The sequence below is a fragment of the Nitrospira calida genome, assembly GCF_976986435.1.
In genome coordinates this window covers 703,914-721,608 of the sequence record NZ_OZ335950.1, presented here as the reverse complement: position 1 = coordinate 721,608, position 17,695 = coordinate 703,914, and the positions used below count along the sequence as shown (strand labels likewise).

At 61.2% G+C, this 17,695-nt stretch carries 14 protein-coding genes; 3 read left to right on the top strand and 11 right to left on the bottom strand.

The genetic code is table 11. The annotated features are described in order from the left end of the window. Positions 1-27: 27 nt before the first annotated feature. The 8 genes from ACWHTU_RS03615 to ispH form a co-directional block, all read right to left on the bottom strand. Positions 28-702, bottom strand: a complete 675-nt coding sequence (locus ACWHTU_RS03615) for an MlaC/ttg2D family ABC transporter substrate-binding protein (protein ID WP_447861721.1) — start codon at positions 700-702, stop codon at positions 28-30. Between the two features lie 12 nt (positions 703-714). Continuing rightward, positions 715-1,158: an outer membrane lipid asymmetry maintenance protein MlaD gene (gene mlaD / locus ACWHTU_RS03610; protein ID WP_447861719.1), complete on the bottom strand. Its 444-nt coding sequence runs from the start codon at positions 1,156-1,158 to the stop codon at positions 715-717. 74 nt (positions 1,159-1,232) lie between these two features. After that, positions 1,233-1,982 (bottom strand): ABC transporter ATP-binding protein, encoded by a 750-nt coding sequence (locus ACWHTU_RS03605; protein WP_447861718.1) that lies wholly within the window; start codon positions 1,980-1,982, stop codon positions 1,233-1,235. A gap of 92 nt (positions 1,983-2,074) precedes the next feature. Continuing rightward, the gene (locus ACWHTU_RS03600) at positions 2,075-2,848 is read right to left on the bottom strand and encodes an MlaE family ABC transporter permease (RefSeq protein WP_447861717.1); all 774 of its coding nucleotides are present in this window, start codon (positions 2,846-2,848) and stop codon (positions 2,075-2,077) included. Positions 2,849-2,878: 30 nt separating this feature from the next. Next, complete coding sequence (locus tag ACWHTU_RS03595; RefSeq protein ID WP_447861716.1) at positions 2,879-3,634, bottom strand: 5'-methylthioadenosine/S-adenosylhomocysteine nucleosidase family protein; 756 nt, start codon at positions 3,632-3,634, stop codon at positions 2,879-2,881. Between the two features lie 21 nt (positions 3,635-3,655). Beyond that, on the bottom strand, positions 3,656-5,830 hold the full coding sequence (gene shc / locus ACWHTU_RS03590) for a squalene--hopene cyclase (protein ID WP_447861714.1): 2,175 nt from the start codon (positions 5,828-5,830) through the stop codon (positions 3,656-3,658). Positions 5,831-6,031: 201 nt separating this feature from the next. Further along, positions 6,032-9,697, bottom strand: coding sequence for a chromosome segregation protein SMC (gene smc / locus ACWHTU_RS03585; RefSeq protein WP_447861712.1), 3,666 nt, complete (start codon positions 9,695-9,697; stop codon positions 6,032-6,034). A gap of 166 nt (positions 9,698-9,863) precedes the next feature. After that, positions 9,864-10,820 carry a 4-hydroxy-3-methylbut-2-enyl diphosphate reductase gene (ispH, locus tag ACWHTU_RS03580; protein ID WP_447861711.1) on the bottom strand — a complete coding sequence of 319 codons (957 nt, stop codon included), beginning with the start codon at positions 10,818-10,820 and terminating at the stop codon, positions 9,864-9,866. A 263-nt stretch (positions 10,821-11,083) separates the two neighbouring features. On the opposite strand from ispH, the gene ACWHTU_RS03575 reads away from it, so the two are divergent. Both ACWHTU_RS03575 and pnpS read left to right on the top strand, forming a co-directional pair. Beyond that, positions 11,084-11,791 carry a response regulator transcription factor gene (locus ACWHTU_RS03575; RefSeq protein ID WP_447861710.1) on the top strand — a complete coding sequence of 236 codons (708 nt, stop codon included), beginning with the start codon at positions 11,084-11,086 and terminating at the stop codon, positions 11,789-11,791. Further along, positions 11,788-13,734: a two-component system histidine kinase PnpS gene (gene pnpS, locus ACWHTU_RS03570; RefSeq protein WP_447861709.1), complete on the top strand. Its 1,947-nt coding sequence runs from the start codon at positions 11,788-11,790 to the stop codon at positions 13,732-13,734. Before ACWHTU_RS03575 ends, pnpS begins: the two co-directional genes overlap by 4 nt. On the opposite strand, the gene ACWHTU_RS03565 is transcribed toward pnpS, so the two are convergent. From ACWHTU_RS03565 to ACWHTU_RS03555, 3 genes are all read right to left on the bottom strand, one after another. Beyond that, entirely contained in the window at positions 13,713-14,699 is a 987-nt protein-coding gene (locus tag ACWHTU_RS03565; RefSeq protein WP_447861708.1) for an anion permease, read from the bottom strand. The two genes, pnpS and ACWHTU_RS03565, sit on opposite strands and share 22 nt — an antisense overlap. 146 nt (positions 14,700-14,845) lie before the next feature. After that, entirely contained in the window at positions 14,846-15,463 is a 618-nt protein-coding gene (locus ACWHTU_RS03560) for a DUF47 domain-containing protein (protein ID WP_447861707.1), read from the bottom strand. 58 nt (positions 15,464-15,521) lie between these two features. Further along, positions 15,522-16,514: a 3-oxoacyl-ACP synthase III family protein gene (locus ACWHTU_RS03555; protein WP_447861705.1), complete on the bottom strand. Its 993-nt coding sequence runs from the start codon at positions 16,512-16,514 to the stop codon at positions 15,522-15,524. 172 nt (positions 16,515-16,686) lie between these two features. On the opposite strand from ACWHTU_RS03555, the gene ACWHTU_RS03550 reads away from it, so the two are divergent. Next, positions 16,687-17,607 (top strand): outer membrane protein assembly factor BamD, encoded by a 921-nt coding sequence (locus ACWHTU_RS03550; RefSeq protein WP_447861703.1) that lies wholly within the window; start codon positions 16,687-16,689, stop codon positions 17,605-17,607. Positions 17,608-17,695: the final 88 nt, after the last annotated feature.

Genomic DNA, 17,695 nt, shown 5'->3' with positions numbered 1-17,695 from the left:
CGGAGGCATGGAGCGAGTGCAGCGGCTTTAGGGAGCCTTGATCTTGTCGGATTTCTTGCGAAGTTGCTCGACGAGGTCGGCATAGGAAGACGAACGGATGATTTTGGTGAACTGACCGCGATAATTATTGACCAGGCTGACGCCGTCGATGACCACGTCGTACACGCGCCACTCGCCGTTTTTGTTCAGCAACCGGTAATCCAGCGGAATCTCCGCTTTACCGGACACGATCTTCGTCCGGACTTCGGCGAAGTCTTTCTCGGTGCGCTCGTTCACGTATTGCACCGGCTCCCCAGAATAGCTTTCAATCTTGTCGGCATACGAATTGGTGAGCAGGATCCTGAAGAGCTGCACGAATTCCTCCCGCTCCTGCTCGTTGAGCTGATTCCATGGCGCACCCAGCGCCCGTTTCGACATCTCTTCATAATTGAATCGAGCGCCGATGACTTTCTCGAGCAGGCGTCTCCGCTCTTCAGCCCGTTCCGGTTTTTTGAGATCCTTGTCGCGGAGAATGCGCAGCACTTCGTCGATTGTACTTTTCACGGCGTCGGTGGCACCGCCGCTGGCCCACGACGGCTGACCGCCCCTCATCAAGCCGATCAAGGCGGCCGACGCGGCAATCAAGAGAATCGCAGGCCAGCCAATCGTCCCCTTCACCCCACCCCGTGTCTTCGGACGCCATCCATTCCGTCTCCGCTCCATCGCTTGCCCCCGTTATTTCACGTTGCCGTGCACGAATTGGCTGACCAATTCCTCCAAGTCGAGTCCGGACTCGGTGTCCCGGATCGTCTCTCCCGGTTTGAGCGGGTCGCCGCCGCCGCCGGGGGACAGCGCCATGAATTTCTCCCCAATGATGCCGCGTGTCTTGATCGACGCGATCGTATCGGTGTAGAGCCTGATCCCCTCGTCGATCGCAAGGGCCACCAACGCCCGGTCGTCCTTGAGCGTGATCTCTTTCACTCGCCCCACCTCGACGCCGGCGATTTCGACCGACGCGCCGCTCTTCAAACCAGAAACGGAGGTGAATTCGGCGAAGACCGTATAGTTCCGCCCGCCGATGACCTCCAATTTGCCCAGTTTGATCGAGAGATACCCCAGGCACACAATGCCGATCAAGACGAACACGCCGACCACCAGCTCCAGCTTGGCCTTTTCCATGTCCTAGCCTCGTGGCTCGTTCTTCGTGAATCGCGACAGGCAGGCCGCCTGCAGCGGCAAAAGACGATTCGCGTTCACCGATTCACGGGTAACGGCATCATCCCTCCGACCGAAATAAATTCCCGAACCGCCGGGTCCTCGATTCGCTGAAACTCGGCTGCGGGCGCCATGGCCGCGATCCTCCCCTCTTTCAACATGGCCACCCAGTCAGAAATGCCGAAGATCTCGGGAATCTCATGGCTGACCATCACCGCCGTAAACCCGAAAGTCCGTTGCATCCCGATGATCAAGTCGTGAATCTGCTTGGCCATGAGCGGATCGAGCCCTGTCGTCGGTTCGTCGAACAGGATAATCTCCGGCTCCATCACCAAGGCCCTCGCCAGGCCCGCCCGTTTTTTCATCCCGCCGCTCAATTCGGCCGGATACTTGTGCCCCATGCCGGCCAGACCGACCTGCTCCAACTTTTCATTGACCCGGCGGGTCACCTCCGGGTCTTTCAGCCGCAGTTTTTCCCGAAGCGGAAACGCGACGTTTTCGAACACCGTCAAGGAATCAAAGAGCGCCGCGCCCTGGAATAGCATGGCAAATCGCTTGCGCACTTCGTTAAGCGCCTTCCCGCGCAACCGCGAGATGTCCACGCCGTCGACCCAGACCTCGCCACGATCAGGTTGGAGCAGGCCGATCATGTGCTTGAGCAGAACGCTTTTCCCCTCGCCGCTCCGTCCGATAATCGTCGTCAGTTTCCCCTTGGGGATCTCCAGATCGACGCCCCGCAGGACCGGTTGGCCACCGAGTGTCTTTTCAACCCCGATGAGTTTAATCATGTAATCATGGACAGCGAATAGCCCAGAGCTAGCCAACCGCGGGAGATCTTGAAACCCCGACTATTTGCCGCTCGCGTCTGCTGTTAGCTCGCTTATAGCAGCACCGACGTCAGGAAGTAATCCCAAACCAGAATCAGCACAGACGACAGGACCACGGCCTCAGTGGTGGCTGTGCCAAGCCCTTCGGCGCTCATCCTCGTATAAAACCCTTTATAACAGCAGACCCAACTGACGATCAGCCCGAAGCTGATCGATTTCAAGATGCCGCCGTAGACGTCTTTCCATTCCACCGCCGACTCGATCGAACTCCAGTACGATCCTTCGTTCACCCCCAGCAGTTCGACTCCGACCAGATAGCCGCCGTAGATCCCTATCACATCGAAGATGGCCACAAGCAGCGGCACCCCGATAAGCCCCGCCACCAGTTTCGGTGCGATCAGATACTGCAGCGGATTGACGGCCATCGTGTCCAGGGCATCGATTTGTTCGGTGATACGCATGATCCCGATCTCGGCGGTCATGGCGGATCCGGCCCGCGCCGTCACCATGAGGGACGCCAGCACAGGCCCCAATTCCCGGATCATACTCAATGCGACGGCCGAACCCAACAAGGCTTCCGATCCGAACTTGCGGAGCGTGTAGTAGCCTTGCAAGCCCAACACCATGCCGGTAAAGGCCGCCGTGAGCACCACCACGAACGTGGACTTGTACCCGATGAAGTGGAGTTGCTTGACGATTTGAAACAGGCGGAACGGCGGTCGCGCAAGCCACGCGAATGAAGCAAGGGCAAAGAGCAGCATCCGACCCATCTCCTGTACGATGAAGAGCGCGGTCCGCCCGATCTTCGCGATCGCTCGCACGATCATCGGACATGCCCCTGTTCCGACCCAGCTCGGCTATTCCTGAAGCGCATCGAAGAACGTCCCGTAGAAGGCGGTCAGCCGTGCGGCCGCCTCGAGGCTTTGCATCCGAAGCCGATGACAGCCCACAAGAGTGGACGGATGCGTCACGATTCGCGCGAGGCCGCGAAGCCAACCGGCCGGCTGCAGAAAGAGATTGAAGTCGAGCGGAAGATCCTCCTCTGCAAGATCGGAGGCGGCGCGAACAATGATGAACGGCACCCGACGCTCGTGAGCCGACCTGGCGATCGCCGCGCTTTCCATGTCCGCCGCGATACCGCCAGTCGCCGCCGCGACCTCCCGCTTCTGCGCAGCGCGCCACAATACGCGCGGCACGGTGACGAACCGCCCGCAGCGGGGCGCCGGCACGGCCTTCTGAGCCGCTCGCACGGCCGCATCTGCGTAGTCGATCGAACAGGCGAGAGAAAGGGAGGAGAGAGAAGAAGCAGGGGCTTCACCGTACAAGATCACGTCGGTTCCGATCAACAGATCACCGACGCACGCGGAGGACAAGGCGCAAGCGAATCCGGTCGAGACGACCAACTCGAAGGAATACGCCGCCAGCGCTTCCCGACTGACGGCGCCGGCCCTTTCGATTCCCATGCCTGTTTGGATGAGTCGTATCTGAACATGACCTTGCCGCCCCACGATTCCGCGGAAAGTTCCCGTTCGCTCCTGCTTGTCAACGGCGACAGCCTCCCGAACCGCGTTGAATTCCCACCGGGTTGCGACGAACACGCCGACCTGCTTCAATCGGCCTCCCGGGGATCCGGACTAGTCGAACCGAAAGCGTCCTGTCTCGCGAGCGCGTTGGCGCAATTCGTCGGCTCTCGTTCGACCACGTGTCCTGATGTTGCGATACATGGCAAGGGCCCACAACGGGAAATACTGGCAATACCAGTGATAACGGAGATAAAACACGCGAGGGAATCCGGTGCCCGTGTGGCGGATCTCTTCCCATGAACCGTCTTTACGCTGCTGCCGAATGAGATAATTGATCCCCCGCACCACGCTGAACGAATCCGTTGCGCCGGCGGCTATCAACGCCATCAATGCCCAGGCGGTCTGCGACGGCGTGCTGTCGCCCTTTCCGCTGTACGCCGGATCGGCGTAGGAAAGGCAGGATTCGCCCCACCCGCCGTCCGGGTTCTGCTTCGATTCCACCCAGGCCACCGCGCGGCGGACGTACGGTGCCGTGAGATCTTCCCCGATCGCCCGCAAACCGGCCAGCACGGACCACGTGCCATAGATATAGTTGACGCCCCATCGGCCGTACCAACTGCCGTCCGGTTCCTGTTCTCGCTTTAAAAATTCCAAGGCCGGCGCCACGGCCGGATGACTCTTGTCGTAGCCGAGCGTGCCCAGCATTTCCAGGCAGCGGCCCGCCAGGTCCGCCGTGCTAGGATCGAGCAGCGCCCGGTGATCGGCGAACGGAATGTAATTGAATACGATGCGATTGTTGTCCTTGTCGTAGGCCCCCCATCCTCCGTCGGATCCCTGCATGGCCATGACCCACCGGTATCCGCGACGAATCGATTCTCTCTGCCTCGTTTCGTCCGCCATGCGCAGCTTGGAGAGGGCCATGATCACCACGGCGGAATCATCCACGTCGGGGTACAACTCGTTCTCGAACTGAAAATACCATCCGCCTGGCTCGGCCTGAGGCGAGGACACTTTCCAATCCCCTACCGTCCTGGTCTGGCGAGCCATGAGCCACAGAGCGGCCTTCTGCAACGACGGATGGTCCTGCGGCAGCCCCGCCTCGACCAAGGCGTTCAGCAACAGCGCCGTATCCCACACCGGTGAGAAACATGGTTGCAGGTGCATCGCCTCGACCCGCTCTCCGTTCTCACTCACGGTGTCGTAGACTTCGAGCTCTTCAATTTCCCGCAGGGCCTTGACCACCAGAGGATCGTCCACGTCACGTCCCAGGCAGCGCAGCGCCACGACGGAGTTGGCCATGGCGGGGTAGATCGCGCCGAGTCCGCCGCTGCCCTGCATATGGGTTACCATCCAGTCGGCCGCCTTGCGTAACGCCTTCTGCCGCAGCCACGTGATCGGCACACGATCGTACAGCTTCAGCACGGCGTCCAGTGTGATGAAAACGTTCCGCCAGGTGAACCAGGCCGCATCTTTTTTGAACGGGGGGACGTCCCGATAGTCGACGAGACGGCGCGGCGTCGTGTACAACTCGTCGATGCTCTGCTCCGCCGGAATCCGGCAGATCGGCCGGTGCGCGAACACGATCAGCAGTGGAATCAACACGGCACGGGACCAATAGGAAATCGCGTAGACGCTGAAGTAGAACCGTTTGGGGAGCAGCATGATCTCCGGCGGCATGCTCGGGATGCCCCGCCAGTCGTATTGATCGAAGAGCGCGAGCGCGATCTTCGTGAACACATTGGCGGCGACGACGCCACCGAGCGCGAGAATGCATGCCCGCGCACGGACCAGACACGGGTCGTCGGCGGGCACGCCGCATAACTTCAGCGCAAAGTAGGCCTTGACGGAGGCGCTGATGTCAGCCGGGCCGCCGTAGTAAATCGGCCAGCCGCCGTCGGGCAGTTGGGCGGATTTCAAATACCGGACGGCCTTGCGTTCGCGCTCCAGGTCCACGAGGCCCAGGAAGCGCCGCAACATGATGTATTCCGAAGTAAGCGTGGTGTCGGCTTCGAGCTCCGCCACCCAGAAACCGTCGGCGGCGTGCTGGCGGGCGAGGAACCAGGCCTGACTGCGACGGATCGCTTCGTCGATGGAGTCAAGTTGGCTGAATGCCTGCCCCGGCGTGCGGCGCGGCGCCGCATCGGCCGACGACGTCGCACCGGATTTATCGGACACCAGCCGGAGCGCCGGCCCCCTGGCACGATCGCCCGCCATCTTGAGTCGCACCGGTACGGCGGCGAACAAGCTGTCAGAGAGGCGATTGAGCAGTGCCCGAATCAGCTTCATACTACTGTCCCTGGAACGACGGAGATGGCAGGAAGAAAGCGAACTACAGGATCAACCTACCAAGCAGCGGCAGAAGAAGCCAGACAATCCACGTGCCCGCTCATCGAGCGGCTTATAACAAACAACATCGGCGAAGTCAAGCAAAGGAGCGCAGAACCGTCCAGAACTACTGGTCTTTTTCGGCTTCTTGGCGGACAACATTCAGGCCGGCTGCAGATCAGCGAGGCGGACGGAGACCAACTTGGAGACCCCCGGCTCTTCCATGGTCACGCCGAAGAGCGAATCGGCCACCGACATCGTGCGCTTATTGTGCGTGATCACAATGAACTGGGCGGTCCGAGCCAATTCCTCCAGCACCGCCGTGAAGCGGCCGATGTTTTCCTCGTCCAACGGTGCGTCGATCTCGTCCAGAATGCAGAACGGGGTCGGCCGGATGAGAAAACTCGCGAACAGCAGCGCCATGGCCGTCAACGTCTTCTCGCCGCCCGACAGCATCGTGATGCTCTTGAGTCGTTTCCCCGGCGGCTGCGCGACGATGTCCACGCCCGGCTCCTGACTCGTCCCCGGCTCGGTCCCTTCCGGCGACGCGTCGTTCACCAGTACCAACTCGGCTCGGCCCCCGGGGAAAAACTGCGCGAAGACTTCGCTGAACTTCTCCTGCAACTCGTTGAAGGTGGTCAAGAACATTTCTTTCGTCGTGCGATTGATCCGGTGGATGATCTCCTTGAGCGAGGTGATGGAATGGGACAGATCTTGCTCCTGTTCCGTAAGGAAGCGATAGCGCTCTTCTAACTCCCGATGCTCCTCGATGGCGGCAAGATTGATGGGCCCCATCCGATCCAGTCGATCGCGGATTTCCTGCAATTGCTGCCGCAGTTCTTCCGCCGTCGGTTCGCGAGCTTCGCCCGCTATGGGAGCGGAGTCGGCTTCGTCGCCCGCTGCTTCCCGGCGTTCGAGCACCGATGCAGGTGCGACTTGATAGGTGCCGTTCAACGTGCTCTCCACGGCTGCAAGCTGCGTTTTCAATTCGGCGCGCCGGACCTCTGCCGTCATCCGTAACTCCCGAATGGATGCAAACGCCTGCCGGACTTCGGCCAAAGCGTGTTCGAGGCGCTGGGCCGTTCCCATTTCCTCGGTCTGACGTTCTTGCGTCGCGATCAATTCGGCCTTGATCCGGTCCACGGTTCGTCCCAGTTCCAGACACAACGCGTCCTGCCGTTCGCACTCCCGCTGGCTCTGTTGCCGCGCCACCTCCAATGCCGAGACCTGTTGATCGAGCTCCGACCAGCGAACGGTCGACGCCTCCTGCCGATCGACCAGTCGGGCCAACTCGGCTTCCGCATGGGCTCGGCGCACGCGCAATCCTTCCACCGCCAAACGCGCGTCGGTCAACTCCTGTTGCAACGCCCGGCTCTCTTCATCGATGGCCTCGATCCTCGCTTTCAGTCTAGCCAGTTCCGCCTCCTGTTCCTCCTTGTCTCGGACATCACACGCCAGCCGTTCGCGCGTCGACCGGATCGCGGCCTCGATGCGTTGCCATTCCTCGTGCCCGCGCTGCAGCTCGGCCGCGATCCCTTCGGTGCGCCGCATGAGTTCGGCAACCCGTTGTCGCAAACCGGCTTCGTCCTTGACCAGCGAGAGCGCCAGTATATCCGCCTCGCGCAACGCATCAGTCAGGCGCTGCTCCTCGTCCCGCAACGCCGCCAGGTGCATGGCGAGATCCTCTCGACGCCGGCGGATCGTTTCGATCGCACCGACCAATTCTTCGCGCCGGGCCGCGAGTTGCTGGACTTCCCGCCGGCGCTGCAACAGGCCTGTATCCGAGCCAGCTCCTCCACCCGTGATCACACCCGCCGCATCCATGATCTCTCCGGTCAAGGTGACCAACGTCGGCCCGTCGGGGGCGGCCCATCGGTGGCGTTCCCATACCCGGATCGCCGTCTCCAGCGTGTCGACGATGACCACACCGTCGAGCAGGCAGGCGCAAATAGCAGCAGACTCGGCCGGCGTTTGGACAAGGTCGAGCGCCCGCCCGATCACACCCGGCTCCTCCGCCAAAGCGGACCACCAGACATGAACCCGATCGGCCGACCAACGCGGTTGCCGCGGAATAAACGCGCCTCGCCCGAGGTCTTTTTGGCGAAGAAACTCCACGGCCCGGCACGCCACGGACGGCTGGTCGACGAGCCAACCCCGCACCCGTTCGCCCAGCACTGCCTCGATCGCGCGATCCAATCCTAGGGGCACCGCCAGCCATTCGGCGATTGCCTCGCGTATGCCGTCGCAAGCTCTGAGGGCGGTTCCCTCTTCCCCTTGTCGTCCATAGCCCATCTCTTCCCGGACGATGCTTTCCAAAGTCCGCAATCGGGAATCAGTCGCCGCCAATTCCTCCAGCCGCTGGCTGAGAAGTTGTTCCGCCTCCGAGAGCTCCGTCGCCACTCGCTCGGCTTCCTTGAGGGCTTCCCGGCGGGCGCGTTGGACTTCCAGCCGCCGGTCCTCATTCTCACGCCCTTGAACCTGCAGCGCTCGAATGTTCTCCAGCAACGCCGCCCGTTCGCGATCAATCTCCACCCGCTCGCCCGCTAACCCTTCCGCACGTTGGACGCTCTCGCGTTCCCGCTCCGCCAATTGCGTCAGCGCATGTTCCCCGCCGGTCACACGGACCGTCAATTGCAAAATATCCTGGCGTAACCGCTCTTCTTCCGTTTCGACCGTCGCCCGCCGTTCTGACGCCTGCCGCATGGCGGCTTCCAACTCCGCCAGCCGGCCCGTCCGCTCAGCTATTTCCGCATCGCACTCGGACAACACGAGGCGCAGCCGCTCCGCCTCCGCCGCAGTACGGCGTTGCTCCTCGGCCAGCCGCTGCCTTTCTTGGGCGGCCTGGGCTTGCTGCTGGTCGTACAGCGCGATTCGGTTCCGTTCCACCTCCGCCGCTGCCGACGCCTGGGCCTGTCGTTGTTCCGCCTGCCCCAACTCCTCCCGGACACGATTGATTATCTCCCCGCTTTCCAACAGGTTGAGCTTGATCATCTCCAACTCGGCGCTGAGCCGGGCCTGCTCAGCCGCCTGCGCTGACTCCCTGGCTTCCAGCTCGCCGGCTTCCGCCTCGATCCTGTTCAAGCCGTCTCGCAGACTCCGATATTCGTCGGCAAGGAGTCGTATTTCCAACGACCGCGCTTCTTGCTGGAGCGCTTGATATGACCGCGCCTGTCTCGCCTGCCGCTCTAGGGAAGTGAGCTGTTTTTTTACCTCTGCGATGATATCTTGCACCCGCAGCAGGTTCTGCTGGGTCGTTTCGAGTTTGCGGAGCGCCTCGGCCCTCTGTTTCTTGTAACGGACGATGCCCGCCGTTTCCTCGATCAATTCGCGCCGATCCTGCGGCGACGCGTTCAAGATCTGCTCGATCCGACCCTGTTCAATCACCGTATGCCCTTTCGACCCGGCGCGGGTGTCCAGCAACAGACTCCGAATGTCCTTGAGACGACAGGGCGTCTTGTTGATCAAATACTCGCTCTCGCCGTTCCGATAGAGCCGCCTCGTGATCATCAATTCCTGATACTCATGAAGCGGACCCGGCAAGCCGGCGACCACTTCCGGCGCGAGGTTGTCAACCCCACCGATAACCAGCGACACCTCTGCCATTCCGAGCGGCTTCCGAAGCTCGGTCCCGTTGAAAATCACATCCTCCATCCGCTCGCTCCGAAGCGTCTTGGTGCTCTGCTCGCCCAACACCCACAGGATGGCGTCGACCACATTGCTCTTGCCAGCCCCATTGGGACCGACAACGGCGGTGATTCCGCTGGGAAATTGAATCTTGGCTTCGGCAAACGATTTGAACCCGATCATCTCCAGCGATTTCAGGTACATCTGGAAAACCTCCCAGCTGTTTTCCCCTGGCCAGTCGCGAGTTGCGGCCCTTGTAGCACAGCCAACAGCGGAAATCAAAGCAGAAATACCGTATGGGGTGGGGAGAGAGAAAGTCGGCTACTATTTGTAGTGGCCGATTGAGGCGGCGGCAGGAAATTCGAATCAGTCAACCGCCGTTTGAGCGTCGGGAGATTGATTGGACACTCACCAGTTCCTTGGGCAGGAGAAACTCGACGTCCTCTTCGATCACCGTCAAGTCTTCGACCTCGGCCGGTCCGTAGCTCTTTAAATAAGCCACGACTTCGGTCACCAATACTTCCGGCGCGGAGGCGCCAGCGGTAATGCCGACCGCCTTGGCGTCTTTGAGCCATTCCGGATTGATGTCGTCCGCCGAGTCGATCAGATAGGAAGGAATCCCGCAGTGCTCGCCCAATTCGCGCAACCGATTGGAATTCGAACTGTTGGGTGACCCGATGACCAGAATCACGTCCACCAACTTGGCTAATTCCTTGACGGCGTTCTGCCGATTTTGCGTGGCGTAGCAGATGTCCTCCTGATGCGGTCCTTTGATGTTGGGGAATCGACGATGCAGCGCCTCAACGATATCCCGGCATTCGTCTACGCTCAGGGTGGTCTGTGTGACGTAGGAAAGATGGTTCGCGTTTTCGACTTGAAGCTTCTCGACGTCTTTCACCGACGAGACCAGATGAAACTTATCCGGAATCTGACCGAGCGTTCCGATGACCTCGGGATGGCCAGCGTGGCCGATCAGAATCAACTCGTAGCCCTGGGCATAATCCCGGTTCACTTCGTTGTGCACTTTGATCACCAAGGGGCACGTCGCATCGATCACCTTGAGCCGGCGGCTGTTGGCTTCCTTCCACACTTCCTTGGCCACGCCGTGAGCGCTGAAAATCACCACCGACCCTTCCGGCACTTCGCTCAGTTCCTCCACGAACACCGCCCCTTTTTGCCGGAGCGAATTGACCACGTGGCGGCTGTGCACGATTTCATGCCGCACGTAAATGGGCGCTCCGTACTTCTTGAGCGAGAGGTCGACGATGTCGATCGCCCGGTCGACGCCGGCGCAGAACCCACGGGGATTGGCGAGATAAATCTTCATATCCGCTACCGCTCCGTCTCTGTGCAAGAACACGTTCGGACTCAGTCGGACTGAAAGCCGCTCATTGAAACAACACCTTACGTCAGACCCCGCCTCGCCGTCAACACTTTTGACCGCGACCGCCCATGCGAACGCTGGCCGGGCCGGTCCGGCACTCGAGAGACCGCCGACGTCTCGGACGCTGGCAATCTGAACGCGGGACGGTCGGAGTCGAGCCGCAAGGCCTTGACACCTTGAGGCCTTCTCATTAGGCTGTGCTTCAAGTGAGTACGGCTCCCTCCAGCAAGAAAATTCTCATCGTGGAGGATGAGAAAGACATCCTCCAACTGGTCAAGCTCTATCTCGAAAAAGAAGGATACCGCACCGTCGCCGCGATGACCGGCACGGAAGGACTCCGGTTGGTGAAAAGCGAGCGGCCCGACTTAGTGATCCTGGACCTGATGCTGCCCGAATTGGACGGGTTGGAGATCTGCAAGAAAATCCGCACGGCTCGAGAGACGGCCCTCCTGCCGATCATCATGCTGACGGCCAAGGCCGAAGAGGCTGACACCGTGGTGGGACTCGAACTCGGCGCGGACGACTATGTGACCAAGCCATTCAGTCCCAAAGCCCTGGTCGCGCGGGTCAAGGCGCTCTTGCGCCGCGTGGAACGCAGTCAGGAAGAAGGTCCGCCCCGCTACCTGTACGGCGACCTCGTTATGGACCTCGCGAAGCACGAAGTCACGCTTAACAACCGCGAGGTGCCGCTGACCGCCAAAGAATTCGGCCTGCTCGAGCATCTGCTGCGGAACTCCGGCCGCGTCTTGACCCGCGACGTGCTGCTGAACGCCGTCTGGGGGTACGATTATTACGGCACCACGCGCACGGTCGACGTGCATATCCGTCGACTGAAACAGAAGATCCCCCTGTTGAACGACGCCATCGTCTCCGTCAAGTCGCTCGGATACAAGCTCAAGGAACGTGACGGGTGACACGAGACGGGCGACAAACGTTGGGGCACACCCCCCACACTTCCCGCCGCATGACACGCGTCACGCCTCACAGCCTGATGCCCCTTTCCATCCGCTGGAAAGTCACGCTCGGTACCCTATTCGCCGTTGCGCTCGGGCTCGCCGTGGCGGGATGGGTGTCCATCAGCTCGATCGAAACGATCGAATTGACCCGCCTGAAAGACACCCTCCACGCTCAGACCACCCTCGCCGCGTTGACGCTGCAGCCGCTCCTGCAGCAGGAAGATTTGCGCGGCCCCAGCCTCGCCCTCCAGGCTCTCGCCAAAGAAATCGGCCGGCGTTCCTTTGCGCGCGTCACCGTGATCGCCGCCGACGGCACCGTGCTCGCCGACAGCGCCACCGACGACCGTGCGGTGGCGCGAATGGACAACCATGCCACGCGCCCTGAGGTCGTGCAGGCATGGGCGTCCGGGGAGGGTGCGACCATGCGGCTCAGCGAGACTACCGGGCAGCGAACCTTGTATCTCGCGCATCGCCTAGACCTTGCCGGCCAGCCGGAGAACCGCTTGGTGATCGTCCGGCTGGGGTTGCCGATGACGCAGATCGAAGCGCAACTGCGCGAGCTAAAACAGCGACTGACCTTGGCATTGGGATTGGCATTTTTGGTTGCCGTTGCGTTAGGGATGGTCATCGCCCGGAGCCTGACACGCCCGCTCTCCGACATGGCGCGCGTCGCCCGAAAGTTGGCGGCCGGCGCGCCAGGGCAACGCGTCCCCGTTACCTCGCAGGACGAAATAGGAATCCTCGCCCGCGCCCTCAATGACATGACCGACCAGTTGGAAGCCAAGATTCACGAACTGTCCGATGACCGAGCGCAGTTGCTCGCCGTGCTGGTCTCGATGGTGGAGGGCGTGATGGTGCTGGATTGTCGCGGCGTCGTCCTGCAGGTGAACCCCGCGCTCGAGCGGATGTTCACGCTCAAGCCGGGCGAGACCAAAGGGCGTCCGTATTGGGAAGTCATCCGGCACCATGAGCTCAATGAATTGACCGCCCGTGTGCTGGAACGTCGAACGAGCCTGGGAGGAGAGCTTACCCTCACACCGAGCGGGCATCAGCTTCGCGTCGAAGCCTCGGTCACGGCGTGCGCAGGGGAAAACGAACCGTGCGCCGTCTTGGTTTTCCATGACGTCACGGCCGTCCGCCGGTTGGAAAAAGTCCGAAAGGACTTCGTCGCCAACGTCTCTCACGAACTCCGCACCCCATTGACCTCGATCAGGGGGTATGTCGAAGCCCTGCTGGACGGCGGAAAGGACGATCCCGACACGCTGGTTCGGTTCCTCGACATCATTCTCAAACAGAGTCACCGGCTGGAGCTCATCCTGGAAGATCTGCTGCAACTCTCGCAGATCGAGTCCGGACAGGTTTTGTTTAAGCGGGAGCCCGTCGCCCTCGGCACCATCATCGAGCGAACCGTGGCGCTGATCAAGCCGATGGCGGACAAGAAAAATCACGCGCTGGCGGTCCGGATCGCCGACGATCTGCCACCGGTCATCGGCGATGAAGACCGGCTGGTGCAGGTGTTGACCAACCTGCTGGACAACGCGGTCAAATACACCCCGCCGGCAGGCGCGATCACTGTGGCGGCTCGCGCGCTTCGCGTACGGATGGCGGACGGCTCGGACGCCGAGGTCGTGGAGCTCACCGTCACCGACACCGGCGTGGGGATTCCCGAAGCCGACCGCCCCCGCGTTTTCGAACGGTTTTACCGCGTCGACAAGGCCCGCTCGCGGGAACTCGGCGGCACCGGCCTGGGCCTGGCCATCGTGAAGCATATCGTGGAAGGACATGGAGGACAGGTGTGGGTCGAGGGGAACGAACCGGTGGGCAGCCGCTTCGTGGTCCGTTTGCCGGCGGCGGGTGAACGAACGGCCTCCGCTCAATCCTACTTTGCCGCCAAGACATAGATCGCCCCCGCAAGGATCGCCGCACCGGGCAGGGTGAACAGCCAGGCGAACACAATCCGAGCGGTGACACCCCACCGGACGGCGGACAGTCGTTTGATGGCGCCCACTCCCATGACGGACGACGTGATGGTGTGCGTGGTGCTGACCGGCAGTCCGATATGCGCCGTCATCAGCAGAACCGCCGCCGCGCCGGTTTCGGCGGCGAAACCGTGCACCGGTTCCAGCTTGACGATCCGCATCCCGAGCGTCCGGACGATCCGCCAACCGCCGACCGCCGTCCCTAATCCCATCGCGATCGCGCAAGATCCGATCACCCAGCCCGGGACTTCCGCAGTCGAAATCTGACCGGCGGATAGCAATGCCAGCGTGATGATGCCCATCGCCTTCTGAGCGTCGTTGGCCCCGTGGCTGAAGGCCATGAAACTGGCCGAGACGAGCTGCAGTCTGGCAAAAAGTCGCGTCGCCACGCGGCGTGGAACCCGGAAGAACGCCCAACTGATAAAGATCATCAAGACCAAGCCGATCGCGAAGCCGAAAAACGGCGATAACACCATTGCTTCCAGCACCGAGCGCAGCCCGGACCATTTCACCGCCGTCCATCCGCTGTGAATCCATGCCGCGCCGACCATGCCCCCGATCAGCGCATGGGAGGAACTGGTCGGGAGGCCCAGCAACAGGGTAAAAAGATTCCAAGAAATCGCCCCGGCCAAGGCTGCCGCGACTACTTCCTGCGTGACTGCAGTTGGATCCACAATACCTTTTCCCACCATCTTGGCGACGGCCGTCGACATGAACGCTCCCGCCACGTTCAGCACCCCTGCGACCACCACGGCGACGAACGGGCTGACGACCCGCGTGGACACTACAGTGGCGATCGCGTTCGCACTGTCGTGCCAACCGTTCGAAAAATCGAACAGCAGGGCCAGCACGACGACAAGAAGCAGCATGCCGGTCAGATCAAACATGGTTTTGATGGCCAGAGTCGATAAGCGCGGGGCGAGAGTCGAGGCAAGACAAGGAGGGCGCAGCGCTAAGACTGACAGACTGAAGAAGCGGTTTCACCGTTTTAATCCCCTGGCCTATCGCCTCTAACCTCGTGCCCACGCTAGAACTAGATATGCTTCAGCGCGATGCGCTCCAGAATATTCGCCACGTCTTCGCAGCGATCGGTACCCGCTTCAAAATTTTCGTAGATCTCCTTCCATTTGATGACGGAGATTGGATCCGTTTCGTTCTCGAACAGCCGGGAAATCGCATCCCGCGAAATGCGGTCTGCCTCGTTCTCCAGGCTGTTGACCCGAACACTGACTTCGTTCATGTCGGTGTGCGACTTTCCCAGTAAATCCACGGCGGCGCCTACTGCTTCTGAGGCCTGATAGAGGATATTGGACAACTTGATGGCCATTTCGGTGGGCTTTTCCACCTTATAGAGCACGAACCGATCCGCGATCGCCTCCACCACGTCCAAAATATCGTCGATCGCGCTGGCCAAGTCATGGATGTCTTCCCGGTCGATCGGCGTGATGAAGGTCTGATTCAGTTTCCTCGCGATGTCGTGGGTGATCGTGTCACCGTCGTGCTCGATCTTCTTGATGCGCTTCGCCTTTTCGACCGGATCGGTGAAATCCTCCATCATGTCTTTGAGCAGTCGACTCCCTTCGATCATGTTATGCGCTGCTTTGCGAAACAGATCGAAGAAGGCTTCTTCTCGGGGAATCAAGCCGAACATACCGACTCACCGCTGTGTGTTCACAGCGAACTCACCGCTCGGCGCCGTTTTCCGATGATTACCAGCGCATCAAGGCCGTGGCCCATGTCAGCCCGCCGCCGAACGCGCCGAGCAGCACGAGGTCGCCAGCAGCGATACACCCGTCGCGCACCGCCCAGTCCAACGCGATAGGGAGAGACGCGGATGAGACGTTCCCGAATCGCTCGATGACAGAATACAGCACCTCGGGCGGAAGCCCCAGTCGATCCCGCAGCGCCGCCAGGAGACGTGCGTTGGCCTGATGCACCACGATCCGCTTCACCTCGGAGAGACCGACACCGAATTCCTTTACGTGGTCCCGCACGGCCGCTTCCAGTCGACGAACCGCGATCCGAAACAACGACCCGCCCTGCATGCGAATCACGTGCTGGTTGCGACCGATCGTGTCAGAACTTCCGGGAGTCCGCGAGCCGCCGGCTGCAACCTGAATCAACCTGTGTCTCGCGCCATCCGCGTAAAGTCGGATTCCTAGAATACCGGAGCCATGGCCGTCGACGACCGTCTCGCCGACGACGATCGCCGCCCCCGCTCCGTCTCCGAACAACACGGCCGTCGCGTCGTCCTCACGATCCAGGAACCGGGACTTGACCTCCGCCGCAATCACCAGGCAACACTTCGCCTGGCCGCTCCTGACCATCGCGTCGGCCATCGAGAGAGCGTACAAGAACCCGGAGCAGGAGGCCGCCAGATCGAACGCCGCGACGGCCCGCGCGCCCAGCGCCCGTTGGACGTAGCAGGCGGTGGACGGGAAGGTCGTGTCCGGAGAGGTGGTTGACACCAGAATGGCGTCGAGCGACGTCGGAGCCATCCCTGCCGCCTCGAGCGCGTGGCGGGCCGCCTCCGCGGCCAAATCGGATGAAGCCTGACATTCTGATGCCCAATGGCGCGTTCTGATGCCGGTCAGCCGGAATACCCGATCCGGATCCCTTGCCAACGAAGAACTCACCTCGCCGTTGCCGACCACCCGTTCGGGCACATACGAACCTGTTCCAACGATTCGACTGCGCTGCATCGGCATCCGAGTCTCCGAGGCAGGCTCAAGAGCCTGGTTTGTTCGCGCCGGGCGGGATTATAGGGTTCCCTCTCCGACCGGTCAACTGCGCCCGACCTCATTTCCGTTGCATTTCAGCCGGACCTCTGTTACAAAGGCCGCAATTTGCCGACCATCCATCGCCGTGCTCCTCATGCACAGACCACCTATTCGCTGGCGATCGCCGATCGCTTTCACCGTGACGTTGTTGCTCGCCGCAACGTTGGTCACCTGCGGCTGCTCCAGTACCTCGAAAAAAGCCGGCGGCAAGACCTTAAGCGGCACCGACGAGCAAATCTTCATCGGTGACACGATCGAAAAAAATTACGACCCGAACGTCATCATGAAGCGGGGGGAAGCGTTCTTCGAGAGAGAAGAATATGCGGAGGCGCTGGTCGAATATCAGCACTTTCTCGACCTGCACCGCACCCATGTCCTCGCCCCGTATGCGCAATTCCGGCTTGCGGAAGCTCACTTTAAAATGGCGCGGACGATCGACCGGGATCCCGACCCGGTGTACAAGGCCTTGGCCGCGTTTGAGAAGTTGAGGCGGGAATTTCCCGGGAGCCGCTACGACGCGCAGGCGCTGCAAAAAATCCAGGAGTGCCACGAATGGTTGGCGCAGACCCATCTCTTCGTCGGGCAATTCTATTACCGGCGAGGATCTTATCTCGCCGCCGCCTACCGTTTCGAGCTAGTCGTCAAGGAATACCCGGATATGAACGCGGCGCCTGACGCGTTGTATTACCTGGCGCTGAGTTGGAAAGAACTCGGCGCGGACGATTGGGCCCGCGACAGCCTTGTCTTGTTGGCGGAAAAGTATCCCAACAGCCAGTACGCCGAAGACGGCCGCAAGCTGCTCGCGAAACTTGGCAACTCGAAACCGACAGCCTTGGTGGCCAAGTCGTCCGACGGTTCGGACGGCCGCCGGCTGCCCGCTCCATCTTTCAACGGCGCGAACAACCATCGCATTCCCGACTTTCCACCCGGCGCCCAACCTTCCACCTTCACCCCTCCCTCCGCCAACGGTCTCGGCCAGAGCTTCATGCCTTGCCGTATCGGAGCGTGGTGTTGATTCTCCAGCTTCAAGCCAACTAGCCGGTCGCGAATCGCGCAAGGCCGAGGAGGCCATCGATTGTCCGGTATTTCGGTGGCTCGCTGAT